Origin of the sequence: Chryseobacterium sp. OV279 (assembly GCF_900128945.1) — a bacterium.
Taxonomy (GTDB): Bacteria; Bacteroidota; Bacteroidia; order Flavobacteriales; family Weeksellaceae; genus Chryseobacterium.
Genome location: NZ_FQUD01000003.1, coordinates 757,117 through 781,146, shown reverse-complemented (window position 1 = coordinate 781,146; position 24,030 = coordinate 757,117). Strand labels below are relative to the sequence as shown.

Genomic DNA, 24,030 nt, shown 5'->3' with positions numbered 1-24,030 from the left:
AAAACCACTGAAAATAATTCAGTGGTTTTATTAATTTATATGATGATATCGGGATTACATTTGTTTGTACTCGATATTCATCTGTTTTTCCATTTCTCTGTAATGTCCGGAAGTTAGTTTTTCACGGATACCATCGAAAGCGGCTAATGTTTCATTAATTTCTGAATCTGTGTGCGATGCAGTAGGGATCAGTCTTAGTAAGATCATTCCCTTAGGAATTACAGGATATACTACTACTGATGTGAAAACGCCGTAGTTCTCTCTAAGGTCTTTCGCAAGAAGGGTAGCTTCAATTGTAGTTCCTTCAATGAAAACCGGTGTTACACAAGTATTGGTGTTTCCAAGGTTGTATCCTCTTTCTTTCAGACCGTTTTGAAGTTTATATACATTCTCCCACAATTTAGCTTTGATTTCCGGACGTGTTCTTAAAAGCTCCAGTCTTTTTAAACCTCCCACTACCATTGGCATGGTTAGAGATTTAGCAAAAATCTGAGAACGAAGATTGTATTTTAAAAATCTGATGATTGTTTCATCTCCGGAAAGGAAAGCTCCAAAACCGGCCATAGATTTAGCAAAAGTAGAGAAATAAACATCAATCTGATCCTGACATCCCTGCTCTTCACCAGCTCCCGCTCCGGTTTTACCCAAAGTTCCGAAACCATGTGCATCATCTACTAATAATCTGAAATTGAATTTAGATTTTAAATCGCAGATTTCTTTCAGTTTCCCCTGCATTCCTCTCATTCCGAAAACCCCTTCAGTGATCACTAAAATTCCTCCTCCGTTTTCTTCTGCTACTTTAGTGGCTCTGGCTAGGTTTTTCTCTAAACTTTCTATATCATTATGCTTGAACGTAAAGCTTTTCCCCATGTGAAGGCGAACTCCGTCTACGATACATGCGTGAGAATCGGCATCATATACAATGACATCATGTCTTGTCACCAATGCATCAATAGCTGAAACCATTCCCTGGTAACCGAAATTCAATAAATAAGCAGCTTCTTTCTGAGTGAATTCTGCCAATTCTTTTTCCAATTGCTGATGTTGCTGAGTTTCTCCTGACATCGCTCTTGCGCCCATCGGATAAAACATTCCGAATTCTGCAGCGGCTTTCGCATCAGCTTCTAAAACTTCCGGGTGGTTACAAAGTCCTAAATAATCGTTTGCACTCCAGAAAATTACATCCTTACCTTGAAATTTCATTCTTGGACCAATTGGACCTTCCAGTTTTGGGAAAACAAAATACCCTTCAGCATAATCTGCAAACTGTCCCAATGGACCTGGATTTTGTTTAATACGTTCAAAAATATCTAACATTTTGTATAGTAATTTTTAAGTGAAAAAGTCTTTCCTGTAAAACACAAAAGACTTTATTGGTATCGTGGTTTATATATATTTCTATTTGATGAATTCTGTTTTGAAAACTTCATCGTAGTTGTGTACGCAGTTATTCACAAAACCCTGTTCAGCCATCCATTTGTCGCTGTATACCTTTGTAATATACCTCGAACCGTGATCCGGGAATATCAGGACAATGATATCGTCTTTGGTAAGTTCGTGAGACTGTGCATACTGGATCAGGGCCTGTGTAACAGCTCCTGTGGTATATCCTCCCATGATGGCTTCTTTAAGCGCTATTTCACGGGTTCTGTAAGCAGACATCTCGTCATTTACCCTTACAAACTCATCCACCTTGTCAAAAAGAAGGGCGGCAGGGATCAAATTTTTCCCCATTCCTTCGATCTGATAAGGATGTACATCTTCTTTATGGATCTCTCCGGTTTCGTGGTAGCTTTTCAGGATAGACCCGTCAGCATCCACACCGATGATCTTGATACCGGGATTTTTCTCTTTTAGAAATTTCCCCGAACCGGACAATGTTCCACCCGTTCCAGTGCAGGCAAAAAGGTGTGTGATTTTACCCTCTGTCTGCTCCCAAATTTCAGGACCTGTAGTCTGGTAGTGTGCATCAATATTCAACTCATTAAAATATTGATTGATGTAAACTGAATTTGGTGTCTCTGAAGCTATTCTTTTAGCTACTTCATAGTATGATCTCGGATCGTCTGCCGCTACATTGGCGGGACAAATGTATACAGTAGCCCCTAATGCTTTTAAATAAGCAATTTTCTCAGGCTTCGTTTTGTCGCTTACCGCCAGAATACATTTATATCCCTTGATAATACAGACCATCGCAATAGAAAAACCGGTATTTCCGGAAGTAGTTTCTACAACTACTGAATCTTCCTTTAATAAACCTTTTTGTTCAGCGTTTTCTATAATATGAAGTGCTATTCTATCTTTTGTGGAATGTCCAGGATTATATGATTCTAACTTGGCATAAACGGTTGCAGGAATATCTTTTGTAACAGTATTAAGCTTCACCATAGGAGTATGTCCTATTAGGCCAAGAATATTATCGTAAACATTACTCATTATTTGTTATTTTCAATAAAAATCTGACCGCAAAAATACAAAAAAATAAATAATTACTAAACTTTTGTTTGATTTCAAGCCAGCGATTCAGCAAAATTTATTTTCTGATTTGCAATCTTACGCGAAGTACGATCACAAATACTACGCCAAATTTTTTAAATTTTGTTAAAAACACCACGGAATGCTATAAAAGCCTTATTTTCGCGTAATTGATTTAATACTATGAAAAATTGGACTTTTAAGCAATGGAACACCGTTTTAGGATGGGTGATTTTTGTCATTGCATTTTTCACGTACTTGTCGACCATAGAACCCAATTTCAGTTTCTGGGACTGCGGCGAGTACATTTCCTCAGCTGTAAAACTTGAAGTAACGCACGCTCCCGGAGCTGCTTTATTCCAGATCGTGGGTGCCGTGGCAGCCATTTTTGCTTTAGGAAAAGGAGAAAACTATTCTATCGTCATCAATGCGATGTCTGCATTGTTCAGTGCACTGACGATTTTATTCCTATTCTGGACGATTACACATTTTGTAAGAAGACTTTTAAACAAGGATTTTGATGAAGTAACGAAGCACCAGGAAATTTCTATTCTTTTTGCAGGAGCGGTAGGCGCATTGTGCTTTACGTTCTCAGATACCTTCTGGTTTTCTGCAGTAGAAGGAGAAGTATATTCCATGGCTTCCATGTTTATCGCTTTGCTGGTTTGGCTGATTACGAAATGGGAAAACGAGTACCTGGCGAAAGACAGCGAAAGATGGATCATCCTTATTTTCTTTGTATTAGGACTTTCTGTAGGGGTACACATGATGGGGATGCTTGCAGTACCGGCCGTATGTCTGGTTTATTATGCAAGAAATTACAAATTTACCTGGAAAAACTTTATCTGGGCTAATGCGATCACGCTGGGAATTTTGATCATTGTTTTCAAAATTATTTTCCCACTGATCATGACGATGTTCGGAAGACTTGAAATATTCTTCGTAAACGGACTTGGACTTCCTTTCCACTCAGGAACAATCGTTGCATTTATTTTAATGACAGTAGCATGTTTCTTCATTATTAAATATGCAAGAAAAGCTAAGAAAAATATTTATCAGACCGCTGCATTGTCAGTGGTGTTTATGATCATTGGTTTCTCATGCTGGATGGTGATTCCTATCAGAGCGAATGCGAACCCTCCAATGAACCTTAACGATCCGGATACGGCAATTGGTATGCTGGATTACTATAACAGAGAGCAGTACGGTGACTGGCCAACTATTTACGGGCAAAACTATACCGCTTTCCTTGATGCGAACGGAATTGAGAAAAATGAAGACGGAAGTTTCAAGACTCAGAAAACAGGTGAGATCTACGAAAAGGATGAGAAAACCGGAACGTACAGAAAAACGGGTGACCGTTTCAATTATGTTTTCAGCAAATCTCAGGTAAGCTTAATGCCGAGAATGTTCAATGAAGATAAGGATGTGATGGCGAACTACATTTCAATGTACGGAGCTCCTGATTTTACCTTCAATTATGCCAATGAAGATGTGGCAGACAATCCTCAGGCGAAGCAGATCTTTGACGAATTGAGAGGAAAATATGAAGATAAATCTATCACAGCAGCAGATTATCTGAAAGTGAAGCCTTATAATCTGATTAATGTTCAGAAGCCTTCACTGGCTCAGAATATGGACTATTTCATTACATTCCAGAACGGTTATTATTTCGTAAGATACCTGATGTGGAACTTCGTGGGAAGACAAAACGACCTTGAAGGAAACATGGAAAACACCAAAGGAAACTGGATCTCAGGAATTTCTTTTATAGACAATGCTTTATTAGGAAATCAGGATAAAATGCCTGCAAAATTCCAGAATGAAAGTACGGTGAAGTTCTTCTTTTTACCATTAATTTTAGGACTGATCGGATTCTTCTTCCAGTTAAACAGAGACTTTGGAAGATTTTATGCACTTCTTTCCTTATTTGTTTTAACCAGTGTCGGAATTGTTTTCTATACAGGAGTAAAACCATTTGAACCAAGAGAAAGAGATTATGCGATGGTAGGCTCGTTCTATGCATTTGCGATCTGGATCGGAATGGGAGCCGGCGCTATTTTATGGTTTATCCAGTCCAAAGTAAAATCTAACGGTGCGAATATCGCATTAGGTGTAGTTCTATTGGGTGTCCCTTTCATGATGGGCTTCCAGAACTATAATGTACATGACAGAAGCAACAGATATACGGCTTATGATTATGCTTATTCCGTATTAAAATCGCTTCCGAAAAACGATATCTTATTTGTTTACGGAGATAATGATACCTATCCGGTATGGGCAATCCAGGAAACAGAAAGATTCAGAGATGATGTAAAAGTGGTGAATTTCACGCTTGCTTCCACACCTTGGAACTTAGATCAGATCAAGAGAAAAACATATAATGCGGCAGGAATTCCAAGCCAGTTGACTCACGATGATTACAGAGACGGGGTGAATGACCAGATCTATATGATGAAGAAAGAGGATTGGGAAGGCGTTTTCTCTATGTTAAAAGAACAGGGCGTTCCGGATACCCAATTCGCGGCCTTCAGAAAATACCTTACTCAGGATTCATTAACGCTGAAAGAGGCGGTTAATTTTATCAAGTTCAAATCTCCTGAAAAAGACGAACTTTTAAAAATGTATTTCGGGGAAGAGAAATTTGAGAAATACAACATCCTTCCGGTGAACAAATTCATTCTTCCTGTAAATAAGGAAAATGCATTAAAGGCAGGAATCATTAATCAGGCAGATCTTCCAAACGTAGTGAACCAGATCATGATTATCTATAAAGGAAACACACTTTATAAAAACAACCTGATCATGCTGGATATGCTGGCGAACTTCGACTGGAAACGTCCAATCAACTTCTCATCAGGAGGAATTTACGATAACGAAAATATTTTCTATCTGAACGAATACCTTCAGTTTGACGGATTCAGCTACAGATTGGTTCCTATCCATACCGTTCAGAACGTAGACGGAGACATGGGAAGAGTAGATCCTAATTCTTTATATAATGTAGTGAAAAACTTCAGATGGGGTAATTTCAAACATTTAAAGAGCCACTTTGATGAAACCGCTACATCCAATATCATGAGCTACAGAATGTCAGCAAGCAGAGCCGCTTCAGCACTGGCATTAAACGGTCAGAAGGCTAAAGCAGTAGAATTACTTGATCTTGCATCAAAAGAAATACCTGCTGAAAAATTCAATGATCCACGTTCACTGAGTGCTATGGTAACAGGATATATCATTGCAGGACAGGAGAAAAAAGGTCTTGAGCTGGCAGAAATCCTTAAAAAAGGAATTTTTGAAGAGTATGATTATTATCTAAGTCTTGCTCCGGCAGATCAGAACTTTGCAAGAAGACAGATGAGAACGAAACCTATGGAATATTCTCTTGTTGTTGCAGCCGTTACAGATGCCTATAAGAAGCTTGGACAGGATGATAAAGCCTACGCATATCTTGTAAAATCCATAGAGCCGATTGATAAAAAGTTTAATGCTTTCATCAAAGAGCTTCAGGTGATGGGGAAAGAAAAGGCAATGAAAGAGTCTGAAAATGTACAGAAGATCACGCCTTTCTACCAGTATCTGTTCGATGTGATGCAGCCTTTTGATTCTACGTATTCAAAAGAAAAAGAGGAGCAGATCACCACAGCTATTATCAAAGTAACACAATAAAATACTTAACAAAAACGGAACTTCGGTTCCGTTTTTTTGTTATTGGGATTCCTGAATTTTAAGATTATATTTGTCAAACAAAAAATGCGTGATGGCAAAAAATACAATTAACAGGATCCCCATCTATGCCGTAATTTTTACGGTTGTCTTAAAACTTCTTTTTTTACTGACTCATTATATTCAGGAAGATGCATTCATTACCTGGAGAGTAGCCCAGAATTTACTGGACTATGGTGTGATAGGCTTTAACGGCGAAACCAAAATTTCAGCTTCTACCACCCATCTGTATGTTTTTGTTTCTTATCTGTTCAATCTGGTTTTCGGCAAAGAATATTTTATTGAACCTCTTTTAATTTTCAATTCTGTCCTTTTTACAATAGGAACTTTATTTCTTGCGAATCTTACCCTTAAAAACCCATGGCATAAAGCTATTTTTATATTTTTAATCGGAATATTGCCGCCAGCCGTGAAGATCTCCATCCTCGGAATGGAATATGGAATCCTTTTCTTTCTGGAAATGGCGCTTCTGTATTATGGCTTCAGTAAAGGCAAAAGATGGGCGCTTATTTTTCTGCCGGTTCTGATCATGTTTACAAGAATCGATACGGTAATTTTCCTGGGGATTGTATTTCTGGTAGACATTTTCTGGAACAGAAAGGTGAAATGGAATTACGTTTTTGGGGGAATTCTGGGGCTTTTATTTGCCTTGTCCTTCAACTGGCTGTATTTTGGAGAGCTGGTGAATAACACGATTGTAGCCAAAAAACTATTATATGAGCATAATTTTACTTTTGAGCAAAATCTTAATTATTTCCTCGTGAGCTTTGGTAATTTCTGGGGAATGCTGAAACTTCCCGGAAACTTCAATCCGGTTACCGTCATTGTCTTGATTTTTGAATTGCTTTGCTTTATCTATCTTGTCAGACAAAGAGAAAAGAGGAATTATTTTTTATGGATGATTTTTATTTTCGGTTGGGCAAAACAGATTATTTTTCTTTCTCAAAAAAGCTTATTCGACTGGTATTACTGGGTTCCACAGCTACTGCTTTTCGTTCCCGTTCTTATTTTTGTCCTGGAGCAGAAGGAGAGGAGAAATCTATGGTTGTCTTTGCTGGTTGTATTTTATATAGTTCCAATGCTTGCTTTCCAAACGGTACATGCCATTGCAACAGGAAACGGAGAGTGGAATTACCGAAGAGGAATCGGACTGTTTCTGGACGCTTTTGAAAAAGATAAAAAGCAGTGGATTCTTTTGGAACCTGCGGGATATATTCCTTATTTTTCAGGATTAAAAACCATTGATGAAGTAGGATTGGTGGATAAGCAAATCCAGACGGAAGTGAAAAAAGATAAAACCCATTATTGGATTAATACCGTCAAAAACAGGAAACCAAAATACCTTCTTTCCTATAGAAATTTATTTCAAGGGAGTGATGCTCTGTATTATCAGACACATTACAAACTGATGAAAGAATTCAGGATAAAAGACAACCTGAAAAGCGATAATCCCATTCTGGAAAAAATCTATCATCTTAAACCATCAGGAACAGATTATAATTTGTACATTAAAATTGATTGAAATAATCAGAAGTTAGAAACTAGAAGTTAGAAATTAGATGTGAACATTCAATATTCTATTACCCTATAACCTGCAACCTAAACCCTCTCACCTAATCCCTGAAAAAATGAAATACTGTGCTTTTCTCCGCGGCGTGAACGTAAAAGGAACCAATATGAAAATGGCTGATGTCTGCCAGGTTTTTAAAGATGCCGGAATGCTGGACGTAGGTTCGGTATTGGCTTCCGGAAATATTGTGTTCTCTTCTGATAAAAAAGCTGATGATTTAAAGAAAATTTTAGAAAAGGCGATGTCGAATCATTTTTCTTATGAAGCTTTTTTATTCATCAAGTCTCAGGAAGAAACGGAAATATTCTGGAACAGTATTCCTTTTGAAAAAAATGATGATCTGCATATCTACGGATTTGTAGGAAATCCCGGCGTGGAAAGTGTTTTGATGGTAGCGTTTGAAGCTGCTTCCAAAACTGAAAATGAAAAGGCTGAGATCGTTAATGACTTATTTTACTGGCAGGTTCCGAAGGGAAATACGCTGGATTCTTCTTTTGGAAAAGTCTTAGGCAAGAAAAGTCTTAAAGACCAGTTCACGAGCAGGAATATCAATACTTTTGAGAAGATTTTGAAGAAAATGAGTTAATCAATTTATTTATTTTAACCACTGATTTCACAGATTAGCACAGATGATTGCGTATATTTTTTATTTATTGAATATTTTAAAGAATGCTTTTTATCTTCCCTAATCCCTAATCCCTAATCCCTAATCCCTAATCCCTAATCCCTAATCCCTAATCCCTAATCCCTAAAACCCGTATTCCGCAGCTCGAAACCCTTCCTCCAATCAAACCCCTCAAATAATTTCCGATTCTGAAACTTTATAAGTATTTTTACTGAACTTTTTAATGTAAATAAAAATGATCCAGTATTTAGATAATATCCAACACAAAGATTCAAAAAACTTTTTCCTTATTGCCGGTCCGTGCATCATTGAAGGTGAAGACATGGCGTTAAGAATTGCAGAGAAAGTAATTCAGATCACAGATAAATATAATATTCCTTATATTTTCAAAGGGAGCTTCAAAAAGGCGAACAGAAGCCGTGTAGATTCTTTTACATCAATTGGTGAGGAGAAATCTCTTGAGATCCTTAGAAAAGTGGGCGAGACCTTTAATATTCCTACCACAACGGATATCCATGAGAATGAGCATGCGGCACTGGCTGCACAATACGTTGATGTATTACAGATTCCTGCATTTTTAGTACGTCAGACCGATCTTTTGGTGGCTGCGGCTGAAACAGGAAAATGTGTAACGTTGAAAAAAGGGCAGTTCCTTTCTCCGGAATCAATGAAATTTGCAGTTCAGAAAATTACAGATTCTAATAATCAGAAGGTGGCTATCATTGAAAGAGGAAATTCTTTCGGATATACAGACCTGATCGTAGATTACCGAGGTATTCCAACGATGAGAGCATATGCGCCGGTGATTTTAGACGTTACCCATTCATTACAGCAGCCTAACCAGAGTTCTGGGGTGACTGGTGGAAGACCGGACCTTATAGAAACAGTGGCCAAAGCAGGTATTGCGGTGGGAGCAGATGGACTTTTCATCGAAACGCATCCAACGCCGGAAACCGCTTTGTCAGACGGAGCCAACATGTTAAGATTAGATTTATTGGAAGATTTGTTACAAAAATTAACAAGAATCAGAGAATCAATTTTGTAATTGTTAAAAAATCCCTATTTTTAGAAATTCTTAAAACATTTCTTTTGAAAAAACTAGTTTTACCGTTGAGCCTTATGGTTCCTATGCTTATTTTCTCTCAAAATAGAAAAAGAGATACAGCAGATAAAGTAACCGATATTGAGGAAGTCGTTTTCCAGAAAAAAGTAGTCGGAAGAACGAACGACATTACCAATGTCAAGATTTCAGCAAAAGATGCTAAAAATGTAGCCTCTATAAGTGGCGGAATTGAAGGACTTCTTAAAACACTTCCTTCCGTAAATTCCAACACCGAGCTGTCTTCCCAATATATGGTGCGTGGTGGAAACTATGACGAAAACCTTATCTACATCAATGATATTGAGATCTACAGACCTTTTCTGATCCGAAATTCACAGCAGGAAGGGATGAGTATCATCAATCCTGACATGGTTTCTTCAGTCAACTTTTCGGCCGGAGGTTTTGAACCCAAATATGGCGACAAAATGTCTTCAGCTCTGAATATCTATTACCGTGAACCGGAGAAATTTGAACTTTCCGGGGAAGCGAGTTTGATCGGGGGAAGATTAACAGCAGGTCTGGCTTCAAAAAATAAAAAACTGACTGCTTTATTCTCGGGAAGATACAGAAATACCAATCTTGTTCTGAATACCTTAAATGAGGATACGGATTTTAACCCTACCTATTGGGATTTCCAGTCATACATCAACTATCACTTCAGTGACAAATTTTCCATGTCATTCATCGGGTATTATTCCAAGAATGATTATGAAATGATTCCTAAAGCGAAGAGTGTGACTTTCGGTAGCTTACAGCAGCCTATTACTGTAAACATTGGTTATAACGGCCAGGAGCAGGATATGTATAAAAACATGATGGGAACTATTTCAATGAACTATAAGCCTTCTGATCAATGGAAGTTTACATTGGACAGTTTTGCCTATCAGAACAGAGAAAAAGAATATTACTCTATCGCTTCAGGGTATGAAATCCAGACTTTTGATCCTGTAACTCAATCGCCCAATCCGTCTTTTGATGGGGGCGGACAAATAGAACATGCCAGAAACGACCTGTATGTAAAAACGTATGGAACACAGTTCAGAGCAAAGTTTTCTCCGAATGTCAATACAGATATTGAAGTCGGAGCTAAATACGAAAAAGAAAATCTGAATGATAATACCAACGAATGGAAGTTGGTAGATGCTGCAGGATACAGTATTCCGTTACCTGTTGATGATCCGAGAACCGGAGCTTCAGGAGATTTGAAGCTGTTTTATCACATCGCAGGAGTCAATCAGATTGAACCTACGAGGCTTTCCGCATATGCTCAGTATTCTCAGAAATTTTACTGGGGAGCAAGCAAAGTATTTGTAAATGCCGGAGCCAGAGTTTCCAACTGGAGCTTTAACAAAGAAACCATCTTTTCTCCAAGAGTTCAGTTTGCAATCAAACCTGACTGGGATACGGATATGCTCTTCAAACTTTCGGGAGGGGTCTATTATCAGGCACCTTTCTATAAAGAGATCAAGGATCTGGACGGTAACTTTAACACCAATATAAAATCTCAGCGTTCCATGCAGGTCATTCTTGCCAACGACTATGAGTTTTATATGTATGACAGACCGTTTAAGCTGACTACAGAAGCTTATTACAAGAAAATGGACGATCTGATTCCTTATTATATGGATAACGTGAGAATCCGTTATTCCGGTAAAAATAATGCATCAGGTTATGCTTACGGTATTGACACAAGATTATTCGGGGAATTTGTTCCCGGAGTAGATTCATGGTTGTCTGCGAGCTATGCCAGAGTGTATGAAAATATTGATGGGAAAGGAGATATTCCAAGACCTACCGATCAGAGATTCAGATTTGCGATGTTCTATCAGGATTATATGCCGAAATTCCCGTCTATGCGTGTGAACCTTACCTTGGTATATGCCATGGGACTTCCGAACGGAGCACCTGTTTTCACAGATCCTTATCAGTACCAGAGAACACTTCCTTCATATAAAAGGGTGGATTTAGGGCTTTCAAAGGTATTTATTGATTCCAAAAACAAGAAAAACCGTTCCGGATTCTGGGGTAATTTTGATGAACTGACTTTAGGGGTTCAGGTTTTCAATGCATTTAACATCAACAATACGGTGGCTAACCAATGGATCACAGATTACAACACAAGTTCAATGTATGCGGTGCCTGTACGTCTTACGGGGCGTTTCTTCAATGTGAAGCTGGAATTCAAATTGTAAAATAGAAGTTAGTAGGGATTCCTTATAATTTCGAAAACGACTCAAACTGAAAAATAAGCAAAAGCTCCTGAATATTTCAGGAGCTTTTTTGTTGGGCAGAATTTTATAACAAGTATACACAATTTTATAACAGCAGTTTCAGGGATATTTTTACCTTTGTCTTACCAATGAAAAAGATTCTCGCCATATTTTTCTCTGTTTTCTACTTCGGATTTTCTTCCGGAGCAGCATTCAGCGTACATTTCTGTATGGAGGAGTTTGTTTCCGTAAGCCAGAAAACCACGGATATCTGTGGCAAATGTGGGGTCAAAGAAAAAAAAGGATGTTGTAAGACTGAAATCAAGGTGGTAAAAGTAGATGATTCCCAGAAATCTGATCTGCTGATGATCGACTTTTTAAGCCAGATCGTTCCAACACTTACGGAACAGCCTTTTTTCTTTGCCGACAAATCTTTTTCCGCTACAAAATTTACCCAGATAAGAATCAATGGGCCACCCGAATACAAACCGGTTCCCATCTATCTCAATCATTGTCATTTTAGAATTTAAGATCCGTCTGTTGTCTGGTAGTGTTCAGATAAGCATTCCTTCGTGGACGACACGGTTCAGCGCATCATGCGTTTCAGTTATTCTTTACTAAAAATTAATTCTAAAATTTAAAACAATGAAAAAATATATCATTACAGCAGCATTTTCTTTATTCTCAATCGTTTCACTTTCTGCACAGTCTAAAAAAGACGCTCAGGTTTCAAAACTGTATCAGAACTACATCGCTATCAAATCAGCTTTAGCTTCAGATGATGCCGATAAAACTTCAAAAGCTGCCACAGAATTCATTAAAACAGCCTCAACTGTTGATTATAAAATGGTTTCTGAAGGCAATCTTAATATCCTGAGAAAAGACGCCACCGTGATTTCCGATGCCAGAAATATTTCGGCCCAAAGAGAAACTTTCTCCAACCTTTCTGAAAATATGATCGCTTTAACCAAAGAGTTCAAACTATCTGAAAAACCGGTGTATGTACAGCATTGCCCAATGGCTGATTCAAACTGGTTAAGCGATGAAAAACAGATCGCTAATCCTTACTACGGAAAATCCATGCTTACTTGTGGAAGTGTAAAGTCAGAAATAAAATAATTATTATAATTAGTTTTAAAACAATAAGTTGTGTAGCTTAATTTATTATTGACTTTAAGCTGTGCAGCTTTAAAAAGTTCGGAATAGTATGAAAAAATTCATCTTGTTTCTGATGCTTTTGTTCTCTGTTTTTACATTCGCACAAACAACGAAAACCTATTATACCTGCCCGATGCATGCCGAGGTCGTATCTTCAAAACCTGGAGACTGCCCGAAATGCCATATGACGCTGGTAAAGAAAACCGTTGTAATGAAACCGAAAGCTACGGTGCAACCGGAGCAGAAAATAGTACAGAAGCCAACGGAAAATAAAATTAAGGCTAAGGCCAAGACTAAGACTGAGGTAAAGATTAATACAAACCCAAAAATTGAAACGAATCCTCAACCTGAGCCTGAATCTCAGCCTCAGACTAAAACAGAACCATCGGTATTTAAAAGAAATTCTGAGAATGGGAAAGTAACATTTGGTGGAAAGACGGTGAGATATGATCTGTATGTAAAAGATACGATTGTGAATTTCACCGGAAAAAACCGAAGAGCGATTGCCATCAACGGAAAACTGCAGGCTCCAACCTTATATTTTACAGAAGGAGATACCGCAGAGATCTATCTTCACAATATGTTGAAGGAAAATACAGGCCTTCACTGGCATGGCGTGATTCTTCCCAACGAGCAGGATGGGGTTCCTTATCTTACCACAAAGCCTGTAACACCTGGTGAGACGCATTTGTATAAGTTCAGAGTATCTCAAAACGGAACATACTGGTATCACTCACATGAAGCATTACAGGAGCAGATCGGAATGAATGGAATCCTGGTTTTCAATAAAAGAGAGGGCGAGCCTAAAGTATCTTATACAAAAGAAATTCCGGTATTACTTGGAGACTGGAGCGATGAAGATCCGATGCAGATTGCAAGAAGGCTTCACATGGCGAATACAGATTGGTATGCCATTAAAAAGAATGCGGTACAGAGTTATTGGGAAGCCATAAAATCCGGAAACTTCGGGACAAAAGCCGTGAATGAATGGAAGAGGATGGAAGCCATGGATGTCAGTGACGTTTATTACGATAAATTTCTCATCAACGGACTTCCAAGCACTGAGTATTCCAATCTGAAAGCCGGGGATAAAGTAAGGCTAAGAGTCGCCAACGGTGGTTCATCCACTTATTTCTGGCTGAATTATGGAGGCGGAAAAATAAAAGTAATCGGAAATGATGGTAATGACGTGGTTCCGGTGGAAGTAGACCGCCTGATTGTCGGGGTTTCCGAGACCTATGATATTGAAGTGACCATTCCTGAAAACAAAAGCTTTGAATTCCGTTCTACATCAGAGGACAGGGTAGGACACGCTTCACTTTGGCTCGGTTCCGGTGAAAAAGTGGAAGCACCGAATTTGCCGAGACTACTGCTCTTTGAAGGAATGAAAATGATGAACGGCATGATGGAAATGAGCGGTAATATGAAACCGATGAATATGACGATGGGTAATCAGATGATGGATATGAACGAAGTAATGTATCCTGAACTTCCGGAGAGTCAGCGAAAAATGACCATGAAACACATGAATGAAATGATGGGGATTAAGATGAAGGAAGAAGACCATTCAAAGGTAGTTTCGGGACATGAAAATCATTCCGGGATGGATATGAAGGAAGAGAAAACGATCAAAAGGCTGTCCTATAATATTTTAAAATCTCCTGAAAAGACGATTCTTCCGGATGAAAATGTAAGAGAACTGAAATTTACGCTGGAAGGAAATATGAATCAATACCTGTGGACGCTGGATAATAAGACGGTTACAGAAACAGATAAAATTTTGGTGAAAAAAGGGGAGATCCTGAGAATTACGATGTATAATAATTCAATGATGCGCCACCCGATGCACCTTCACGGCCATGATTTCAGACTGATCAATTCAAAAGGAGAATATTCCCCGCTGAAAAACGTAGTCGATATCATGCCGATGGAAACCAATACCATTGAATTTGCAGCCAACCAGGATGGCGACTGGTTTTTCCACTGTCATATTTTATACCATATGATGGCCGGAATGGGAAGGATATTCAGCTATGAAAATTCAAAACCAAATCCACAGCTGCCGAACCGAAAACTGGCCTGGAAAAATTTCCTGAAGGATAATAAAATGATCAGCTCCATGGGAATGCTGGATATCGCAAGCAATAAAATACATGCGGAAAGTATGACGATGTTCGGACCGAGATGGGCGAATCTGAACCAGTTTCACTCTAACTGGGATTTTGATCATTTTGAAGGAAATGTGAAAGTAGGAAGATTCTTAGGGAAATTCCAGTGGGCACTTCCTTACGCAGGTTTCAGAATTCAGAAAAACCATGAGATTATGGAAAGGCAGATGACGGAAGATATGGGAATGAAATTCCGGGGCAAAAAGACATGGTTCGGACAGGAGAAGGCTTCAAAGAATCAATATGCTTTCATGGTCGGTGTACAGTATCTTTTGCCGATGCTGGTCACTGCTGATGCCAGTGTGGATCAGAACGGGAAAGTATTATTGGAATTGAACAGAGAAGATATTCCGATTTCCAGAAGAGTCAGAGGAAACTTCAGTCTGAATTCGGATGGAGAATTTTCAACAGGATTGAGATATATTCTGCAGAAATGGGTATCCGTATCCGGAAATTATGATAATGAAATGGGCTGGGGAGCCGGACTTACGCTAACCTACTAAAGAGAAGGCTGTCAGATAATGACAGCCTTTTTTAGTTTTAAACACAAATAACACAAATCTTTTACACGAAAGGCACAAATAAATTCTATCTACCCGGAGTTTGGGATAAGCTTTTGATAGGTAGTAAATAGATGAAGGAACGGTTATCCTTGTCAAGGTTCTAAATCTTGACAAGGATCAAGAATGAAATTACCAACACCCGTAGTTATTCTTTCTGCTTCCTATAATTTAAATTTTCTCACCCAGAATTCAGGTTATTGAATCGTGTTATTTGTGAACCCATTCGTGTCATTTGTGTTTAAAAACTAGAAACAAAAAGCCGGCTCATAATTAAGATGAACCGGCTTTCTTTATTTAGCCCCTGAAATCAATTTCTATTTTATTTTGAAGCTTTCGGAGCGGCTTCTTTTGCTTTTTCAGCGGGTTTATAGGTCACATTTTTGATATCAACTGTCATTTCTTTCAGACGTTTGGCTACCGCTTCCGGCATCTCTTTCTGATATCTTCCTCCGATGACTTCTGAAAGGAATTTCTCCGTTTCCGCATACATCGCCATATTATTAACCGGTTTTCTGAATCCGTGTCCTTCATCATCTGCCAGGATATAATTTACTTTTTTTCCTTTTTCACGAAGAGCGATCACAATTTGGTCAGCCTCAGCCTGTTTTACTCTTGGATCATTGGCTCCCTGAATAATCAATAAAGGTTTTACAATTTTATCTACGCTAAACAGTGGACTTGCTTCCTTAATCCGTTTCTTGCCTTCTTCTGTCCTTGGATCGCCTACCATCCCGTATAAAGAGGCACGTGCCGCTTCCCAATAGGCAGGAATAGAATCCATGAGTGTGAAAATATTACTTGGTCCCACGATGTCCACTCCTCCGGCATACAGATCGGGCGTAAAAGCCAAACCGGCCAGTGTGGCATAACCACCATAGCTTCCACCCATAATGACTACTTTATTTTTGTCAGCGATTCCATTGTCGATAAGGTATTTTACGCCCCAGGTAATGTCATCCTGCATCAGTTTCCCCCATTGTAAGTCGCCGCCGTTTTGGAATTTTTTACCGTAACCTCCGCTTGCTCTGAAGTTGGGTTGCAGTACAGCATATCCTCTGTTGGCTAAAAACTGAACAGTTGAGTTGTATCCCCAGTTATCTCTTGGTCCTTTTGGCCCTCCATGCACCAAAATCACTGCCGGCAGGTTTTTCCCTGTAGATCCTGTAGGGATAGTAAGGTATCCCGGAATTTCCAGACCATCGCTGCTTTTGTAAGTAACAGGAGTCATAGAAGCCAGGTACTTTTCAACTTTTTTCAATTGAGGTCTTGGGGTATACTGAAATACAAGTTCCTTGGTTTTCGCATCGAAAAAGTAAGCTTCAGATGCATATTTATCGCCCCAAACGGTAATTAAAAATTTAGAATAATCTTTTGTAGAGCTTGAGAAATCAACTTCTCTTCCCGGGAATTTACTTTGCAGGAATTTATAGTTAGCCTCCCATGTTTTGTCTTTCCAATAATTTTCAGTCTTATCGCCGGTATAGGACGTTGAAATCATTTTTCTTGTATTCCTGTCCATAGATAATCCTCCGAAATCCACTTTCCCTTTCGGATCACTTTCTATTTTCGTGGTTTGCCTGGTTTTCGGATCCATGAGAAACAATGTGGATTTATCCAGATCACCCTTATCGGTTACTAAGTAGAATTTTGAATTATCTTCATTCCAGCTGGCAATATAAGCACCTTCCGTTACCAGTGTTTCATAGATTGGGGTCAGTTTATCGCCTTCTTTGTACAGGAATTGAGTGGTTCCTTTTTCATCTGTTTTAGACAGTACTCTTAATTTTTCATCCCAATCGAAGTCGTAGCCTGTGATGCGCTCCTTATTTTCATACATCTTTTTCAGTTCACCGGTAGAAATTTTCAATGAATAGAGATCGTGCCATGCTTTATCTCTATTATTCAGTCCGATGATCATCAGATCGGGGTCTTTTCTGCTCACCATTTGAATTTGAGCGGTGACTTCCTTGAGCGGTGTCAGATTTCTTGATTCAGGAACGACTTTATCCACATTTGCGGTAGGATCTACGGCAAAAATATTCATATTTTCGTCCCCGTTGTTGTCCTTTACATACAAGATGTACTTCCCGTTTTCCGACCAGAAGTATCCGGCCAACGGACGTTTGCTGTCAGTCAACGGGCGTGCTTTATCAAAAGGTTCATCCACCTTTTTTACCCAGATATTCATGATTCCTTCATATTGTTTCATAAAAGAAATCCATTTCCCATCGGGGCTTAGCTGTCCACCGGAAATTTCAGGATTTCCATAAAACAATTCTCTGTCCAGCAATGGAACTTCCTGTGCGTGTGTGATCTGCAGTCCAATCATTAAAAGTAACAAATAAAAGATTTTTTTCATTTTTCATTTTTTTTATATTTAAATGTATGAAAAAAAAGGGTTCATAATATATTTAGAAAAAGAATAGTTCAATAAGCTAAATTGCTGTATATTATTAATTTAAGTCATTGTTTTATGTGTTTATTTTAATATAAGCAACAATGTTGCAATAATTTTTTTAATCAATTATTTTAAAAATAGATCGTTTTATTATCTGTTTAACTGGGTTAGAAGGGTATAATTCTAAAAAATAAAAATAGAGTTATTAAAAAACGAAGGTTTAACAATTATATTTAGACTTTACATTTCCAGCCGGATGATTTTTTCTGCCAGCTTTTGATGGGTACTTTCGGGAATTAACCGCATAAAAAAATTACGCAATGCATTTCCTTTTTCCCACTGCGAAATCTTTCCGATTTTCCAGCTTGTATCTACGATGTAATCTACTTTTTTCCTTCTAATCTTTTGGAATTCCCCAAAAATCTTGTTAAAATCCCGGCTGTTTTCCAATAATTTCCCGATGATATAAGCATCTTCAATAGCCTGACAGGCGCCCTGACCCATATTGGGTGTGGTGGCGTGGGCAGCATCTCCGATCAGACACAGGTGATCCGAATGCCAGTTGGGAATAGGAGACAGGTCAGTAATATCGTTAAGGATGATATTTTCTTCTAAAGTTGCATCAATAATCTGTAAAATCAGAGAATGAAACTCGCTGAAATTTTCCGCCAGTGTGAAGTAGCGTTTGTGTTTTCGGTCATTAACCAAAGCATACCAATAGACTTTTTTCTCAGAAATTTTCACAAAACCGAAACGTTTTCCTTTTCCCCACATTTCAATGGCTTCTTGGTTAAACTGTTCCGGTAAGTCGAATTCTACAAGTCCGCGCCAGCATTTTTGGCCTGCGTTTCTGATGCTTCCGGTTTGCAGAATCTGGTTCCGGATGTTGGATTTAATGCCGTCTGCACCAAAGACAATTTCACTTTCCGTCTGGATTCCGTTTTCAAAATCTAAAATATAGTTCTCCTTTTTCTCTATTTTGCGTAAAGAATGATTGAGATGGATCTTTTCATAGCCTATGTTTTCTGCCAAAATTTTCTGGAGTTCTGCTCTGTGAATGGCGACATTACAGGAACTGTATTTTTTTTCCAGTACAGCTATATTGGTTTTAGTGATCGGTTTTAAAGATTCATCCGTTATAGAAATTCCGTGAACTTTATTGCCGGCATTTTCAATTTTTTCTTTTAAACCTAGTTTGTCAAAGATCTGCATGGCATTGACGGCCATCATGATTCCGGCGCCTACAGGTTTTATTTCCGGGGCAGATTCATAAATGCTAAAGTCAAGCTGTTGCTGCTTCAGAATATTTCCCAGAGTCAGTCCGCCAATTCCGGCTCCTATGATTGAAATGCTGTTCATGAGAATCGGTTTTAATCTTGCTTAAAGGTTAAAATATAATTTTCAGATACTTTTTTAAATCCGTATTTATTGAAAAAATGATGAGCTCCGGTGTTATCAAGACCGCTTTCCAGCATCATAAAACTGATGTTCCAGTTTTTAGACTCTTGCACAGCTTTTTTCAGAAGTGTACTTCCAAGCGATTGCCCGCGTAGAGAATGATCTAAAAGCATATCTTCCAGTACGGCGTAATTTTTAAAACCATGGATTATATTGAAAACCAGCATTCCGATGATTTTTCCGTCCTCATTTTCAGCAACAAGAATACTTAATCGCGAGGTATGATCCGCATCAAAACCAGAATTAAACTGCGCTGTCAGTATGTTTTTAAGGTCAGGGTTCCAATGATTTGAATCTAAGGCTCTTCCTGAAATAATCTCACCGTGGGAGATATAGGAATCTGTTTTGTGTGCGATGAAAAAATCAACCAGTTCTTCAGTTCGTGTAGTATCGTTAAGCCATTTTGTGGTGTAGTTCATTATTTTATTTCAATTTTTTTCAGTTGGTCAAGAAGTTGATTCTGTTTTTTGATAAAGTTTTCCAGGCTATCCGTTTTCATAGGATGTGCATTCTGGTATTTTCCGATTTCAGGAAGTGTTTTTCTGATTTTAAAGGCGGTGTACAGATTATTGATGTCATCACCATTTTTATTTACTTTTGCGATCAGTTCTTTTACTTTGCTTATTTTCTGGCTGTAAGCTTCATCGTTTACTTTGATCTCTTTTTCCAGTTGCTGTTTTAGAAGGGAATCCTTAATAGTACCGGCCTGCAGATAAGCATCGGCATAATAAGATTCAGATTTATGGAGTGTTGTTCCATAAATTTCCAGCACCTTTCCATTTTCTTCAAACAAATGAGTCAATCTGTCGTCCAGAGCTTTCAGATTTTTATCATTTTTCATCAGTTCAAAATAAATTTTATCGATCATATTATCCTTACGATAACTTTTCAAAGAACCTGAAACGGATGATTCTGCGTTGTCAACAGCATTTTCCACAGCCGGAACATTTCCGGGTTTGTTTTCTTTACAGGAAAGCATGGATAAAGCCAGAGCGGAAGCGAAAAGTATTTTTTTCATATTTTTTTTAATTGGTGTTCCTTATTAGTTGAAGATAGTCTAAAAATTGTTACATCACTTATATAACTGAATGCAAATCAATATTTTTATTTTTAAAATTTAAAGAAATTTTAAAATTCCCTATGGCTGTATCACCTGTTATTTTTAGGATATCATTGTGTATTTCTTTAAGGGAAGTTATAAACCTTGGAGAAACGGATGGGAAAATTTCCGGACTGCTGCTTAGCTGTAGAATAGGGCCGTTGAAATGAATAATAAAGATTTCGTCATCTAAGAAAACAACCTTTGCCTTAAAGTAGGTGAGTTTAGAGCTCATCTTGGAATAGCTTTCTATATTGGTTTCAATATTTTCTACGAGTGTATAGTCTCTGTCATGTATGTATTTAAAAAAAATAGTCCGTCTATGTCTGTGATAAAAATAGAGCAATAGATTGATTAAGACAAAAGCTAAAATGATTCCTCCGATTAAAAAAGATACATCTGTATTCATACATACAAAAATAAAAAAAACGGAGCCTGAAAACAGACTCCGCATACATTGTTTTTACGCTAAAAATTATTTACCCAGATAAGATTTCAGGATCTTGCTTCTGGTATTATGTTTTAGTCTCTTAATTGCTTTTTCTTTAATCTGACGTACTCTCTCTCTTGTAAGATCGAAAGTTTCACCGATTTCTTCTAAAGTCATCGGGTGTTTCCCGTTCAGTCCGAAGTATAATCTTACCAGATCTGCCTCTCTTGGAGTCAGGGTATTCAATGCTCTTTCAATTTCAATCTGAAGAGATTCAAGCATCAAATCTTTGTCCGGGCTCGGAGATTCTCCTGAACGCAATACATCATAAAGATTAGAATCTTCACCTTCTACTAAAGGTGCATCCATAGACAGGTGTCTTCCGGAGTTTTTCATAGATTCTTTAATATCTTCCTCACTCATGTCAAGAACTTCAGCCAATTCTTCCGGAGAAGGTGGTCTTTCATTTTCCTGCTCAAGGTGAGCGTATGCCTTATTAATTTTGTTGATGGAGCCGATTTTATTCAACGGAAGCCTTACAATTCTAGACTGCTCAGCTAATGCCTGTAAAATTGACTGACGAATCCACCATACCGCATAAGAGATAAATTTGAAACCTCTAGTTTCATCGTACCTTTTTGCTGCTTTCATCAATCCTAAGTTACCTTCATTAATCAAATCGGGTAAAGAAAGACCTTGATTTTGGTATTGTTTAGATACGGAAACTACGAAACGAAGGTTGGCCTTGATTAATTTCTCCAGTGCTGCTCTGTCGCCCGCACGTATTCTTTGTGCCAATTCTACTTCTTCGTCCGCAGTGATCAGTTCCACTTTACCAATTTCCTGCAAATACTTGTCTAATGAAGCAGTTTCCCTGTTGGTAACCTGCTTAGTGATTTTTAATTGTCTCATCTATTTTTATCCTCAAAAAAGAGTTACTATATATTATACGTATGAAGTGATAAAAAGGTTACACCAGTTTTAATTATTTTTTAAATTATGGGTTGGGAGGTGGATTTTTATGATAGATATAAGACATCAGATGTCAGATATCAGACGGATTGTATATATTTAAACTAAACCTTGAGATATAATTTTTCAACCTTAATCTTACTCCGAATACTCTTTCAAAAGCTGTCTGTAGCTCATCAGGATAGAAGATTTTGAAATAAATCCTATGAAATCATTGTTTTCACTGGTTACAGGAAGATTCCACACGCCGGTATCATCAAAGATCTGGAGAATTTCCAAAGGCTGGTTTTCACGGTAAATGACTGCCGGAGGAGCTTTCATAATCTGAGATACAATTTGAAGGTTGTCAATTTCTTTGTTAAATAGATACGGCCTGATATCATCCAAAGTAAGAATTCCTTTCAGTTTTCCGGCTTCATCCGTTGCCGCGAAAATATTTTTGTTTCCGTTTTTTACCAGTTCAAATAATTCATTGACTGAAGCATTTTCATTAATCGTTTCTGAATATTTATCAATAAAATCCTCCGTTCTTAAAGCAAAAAGAAGGTTCTTATCATGTTTATTGGTGAATATTTTCCCCTGGTCGGCCAGAGATTTTAACTCCGGAGAAATCGGGGAGAACCATTTGGCGATAAGGTAAGAAATGATCGAAACAATCATTAACGGAATAAAAAGATCATATCCGAAACTGGATTCGGCGATAAGGAATATGGCTGTCAGAGGGGCGTACAGTACACCGCTCATCGCTCCGGCCATTCCTACCAGCACAAGATTCGTTACCGGAACATCTGTAAACCCGATATGCTGACATACCAATGCAAACAAATACCCAACGGTACCTCCTGCAAAAAGCGACGGTGCAAAATTACCGCCATTCCCTCCGCTGAATATCGTAAAAGACGTGGCAAAAGCTTTCAAAAGGCAAACCAGCACCAAAAATATAATAATAGTCCAGTCGCCGATCTCAAAATATCTGAAGAAACTGTTTCTGATAATAGAGTGGGTACTTCCGTTGGTAAATTCTTTTACCGTTTCATATCCTTCCCCGAATAATGGCGGAAAAAGGACACACAACAGCGACAGCACCAGACCTCCGAACATCGCCTTACGCATCCTCGAAAGCTTCAGCCCTTTGATAAAGTGTTCAACTTTTTGGGAAATGACCACAAAATAACGGGCATAAAGGCCGGTTACAATACCCAGAATAAGATAGTAAGGAACATTTTTATAATTAAAAGCTTCTCTTGCATAAAATCTGAAAAGGATATCCTCCTGAAGCAGAACCCTTGACAAAAGACTTCCGCAGACCGCTGCTACCACCAAAGGAATAAAGTCTGTGAAAACCACGCCTGTCAGAAGAATTTCAAAAGCAAACATAATTCCTGCAATAGGAGCATTGAATGCTGAAGCAATTCCCGCCGTAGCGCCTGCAGCCAATAATAGGGTTCTTTCTTTGTAACTGAGTCTGTAAGTTTGTGCATAATTGGAACCGATAGCCGCACCCGTAACCGCAATAGGACTTTCCAATCCGGCAGAACCTCCAAGACCAACCGTCACCGCACTCTGAATAACCTGCGAATACATTTTTACAGAAGCCACGATGCTTGAATTTTGGGCAATTTCATACAAAATAGCACCAATTCCTTTTCGGTCCTGACCTTTAAAAATAGTAATCACGATCGCTGTGGTCAGTACAATTCCCAAAAAAGGAAAGACAATATAAAACAGGATTTGATACTCAAAATGAATATGGGTAATAAAATTATGAATGGTATGCACAAGCGTTTTCAGGATCACTCCGGCCAAACCGGCGGTACAACCCACAAGGATTCCGGAAAGCACCAGAAACTGATTTCTGCTGAGTCTGTTATTCAGCCAATGCAGGATCAGCTCGTAGCTGCGCGCCTTTTCCAGTCCGTACTCCTGAAAGTCTCGTTTAAATTTTAGAAAGCTTAAATACTTTTTTTTATTGTGAATTTTCACCTGGGAACCAATTTTAAAACCGTAATGGTTCTGTAAATTTATGAAATATCTTTATAAAAATTTTCACTAAAACAGTCCTTAAACGACAATATC

At 38.3% G+C, this 24,030-nt stretch carries 17 protein-coding genes; 8 read left to right on the top strand and 9 right to left on the bottom strand.

What is annotated here, in order from left to right; translation table 11 throughout:
- Window positions 1-54 precede the first annotated feature (54 nt).
- Window positions 55-1,317 (bottom strand): aminotransferase class I/II-fold pyridoxal phosphate-dependent enzyme, encoded by a 1,263-nt coding sequence (locus BUA72_RS15985; RefSeq protein ID WP_034725487.1) that lies wholly within the window; start codon window positions 1,315-1,317, stop codon window positions 55-57.
- 81 nt (window positions 1,318-1,398) lie between these two features.
- Window positions 1,399-2,436 (bottom strand): PLP-dependent cysteine synthase family protein, encoded by a 1,038-nt coding sequence (locus BUA72_RS15980; RefSeq protein WP_034725489.1) that lies wholly within the window; start codon window positions 2,434-2,436, stop codon window positions 1,399-1,401.
- Between the two features lie 222 nt (window positions 2,437-2,658).
- Here BUA72_RS15980 and BUA72_RS15975 point away from each other — a divergent pair, with 222 nt between their 5' ends.
- The 8 genes from BUA72_RS15975 (at window position 2,659) to BUA72_RS15940 (ending at window position 15,537) form a co-directional block, all read left to right on the top strand.
- Window positions 2,659-6,144 (top strand): glycosyltransferase family 117 protein, encoded by a 3,486-nt coding sequence (locus BUA72_RS15975; RefSeq protein WP_072923874.1) that lies wholly within the window; start codon window positions 2,659-2,661, stop codon window positions 6,142-6,144.
- Between the two features lie 91 nt (window positions 6,145-6,235).
- Window positions 6,236-7,723, top strand: coding sequence for a glycosyltransferase family protein (locus tag BUA72_RS15970; protein ID WP_072923872.1), 1,488 nt, complete (start codon window positions 6,236-6,238; stop codon window positions 7,721-7,723).
- A gap of 106 nt (window positions 7,724-7,829) precedes the next feature.
- Window positions 7,830-8,357 (top strand): DUF1697 domain-containing protein, encoded by a 528-nt coding sequence (locus tag BUA72_RS15965; RefSeq protein ID WP_072923871.1) that lies wholly within the window; start codon window positions 7,830-7,832, stop codon window positions 8,355-8,357.
- A gap of 274 nt (window positions 8,358-8,631) precedes the next feature.
- Window positions 8,632-9,441 carry a 3-deoxy-8-phosphooctulonate synthase gene (kdsA, locus tag BUA72_RS15960; protein WP_034725494.1) on the top strand — a complete coding sequence of 270 codons (810 nt, stop codon included), beginning with the start codon at window positions 8,632-8,634 and terminating at the stop codon, window positions 9,439-9,441.
- Between the two features lie 44 nt (window positions 9,442-9,485).
- Window positions 9,486-11,690 (top strand): TonB-dependent receptor plug domain-containing protein, encoded by a 2,205-nt coding sequence (locus BUA72_RS15955; RefSeq protein WP_072923869.1) that lies wholly within the window; start codon window positions 9,486-9,488, stop codon window positions 11,688-11,690.
- Between the two features lie 167 nt (window positions 11,691-11,857).
- Window positions 11,858-12,238 (top strand): HYC_CC_PP family protein, encoded by a 381-nt coding sequence (locus BUA72_RS15950; protein WP_228407903.1) that lies wholly within the window; start codon window positions 11,858-11,860, stop codon window positions 12,236-12,238.
- A 115-nt stretch (window positions 12,239-12,353) separates the two neighbouring features.
- The gene (locus BUA72_RS15945) at window positions 12,354-12,827 is read left to right on the top strand and encodes a DUF3347 domain-containing protein (RefSeq protein ID WP_034725497.1); all 474 of its coding nucleotides are present in this window, start codon (window positions 12,354-12,356) and stop codon (window positions 12,825-12,827) included.
- A gap of 88 nt (window positions 12,828-12,915) precedes the next feature.
- The gene (locus BUA72_RS15940; protein WP_228407902.1) at window positions 12,916-15,537 is read left to right on the top strand and encodes a multicopper oxidase domain-containing protein; all 2,622 of its coding nucleotides are present in this window, start codon (window positions 12,916-12,918) and stop codon (window positions 15,535-15,537) included.
- Between the two features lie 379 nt (window positions 15,538-15,916).
- Here BUA72_RS15940 and BUA72_RS15935 read toward each other — a convergent pair whose 3' ends face one another.
- The 7 genes from BUA72_RS15935 to BUA72_RS15905 all read right to left on the bottom strand — a co-directional run bounded on the left by BUA72_RS15935 (window position 15,917) and on the right by BUA72_RS15905 (window position 23,937).
- Window positions 15,917-17,956, bottom strand: coding sequence for a S9 family peptidase (locus BUA72_RS15935; protein WP_072923864.1), 2,040 nt, complete (start codon window positions 17,954-17,956; stop codon window positions 15,917-15,919).
- Window positions 17,957-18,235: 279 nt separating this feature from the next.
- On the bottom strand, window positions 18,236-19,354 hold the full coding sequence (locus BUA72_RS15930; protein WP_072923862.1) for an FAD-dependent monooxygenase: 1,119 nt from the start codon (window positions 19,352-19,354) through the stop codon (window positions 18,236-18,238).
- Between the two features lie 11 nt (window positions 19,355-19,365).
- On the bottom strand, window positions 19,366-19,872 hold the full coding sequence (locus BUA72_RS15925) for a GNAT family N-acetyltransferase (protein WP_072923860.1): 507 nt from the start codon (window positions 19,870-19,872) through the stop codon (window positions 19,366-19,368).
- On the bottom strand, window positions 19,872-20,471 hold the full coding sequence (locus BUA72_RS15920; RefSeq protein ID WP_072923859.1) for a hypothetical protein: 600 nt from the start codon (window positions 20,469-20,471) through the stop codon (window positions 19,872-19,874). The genes BUA72_RS15925 and BUA72_RS15920 overlap by 1 nt, the downstream gene beginning before the upstream one ends.
- A 58-nt stretch (window positions 20,472-20,529) precedes the next feature.
- Complete coding sequence (locus BUA72_RS15915; RefSeq protein WP_072923857.1) at window positions 20,530-20,961, bottom strand: hypothetical protein; 432 nt, start codon at window positions 20,959-20,961, stop codon at window positions 20,530-20,532.
- A gap of 66 nt (window positions 20,962-21,027) precedes the next feature.
- Entirely contained in the window at window positions 21,028-21,894 is an 867-nt protein-coding gene (locus tag BUA72_RS15910; protein WP_002979276.1) for a sigma-70 family RNA polymerase sigma factor, read from the bottom strand.
- 198 nt (window positions 21,895-22,092) lie between these two features.
- The gene (locus BUA72_RS15905) at window positions 22,093-23,937 is read right to left on the bottom strand and encodes a chloride channel protein (RefSeq protein WP_072923856.1); all 1,845 of its coding nucleotides are present in this window, start codon (window positions 23,935-23,937) and stop codon (window positions 22,093-22,095) included.
- Window positions 23,938-24,030: the final 93 nt, after the last annotated feature.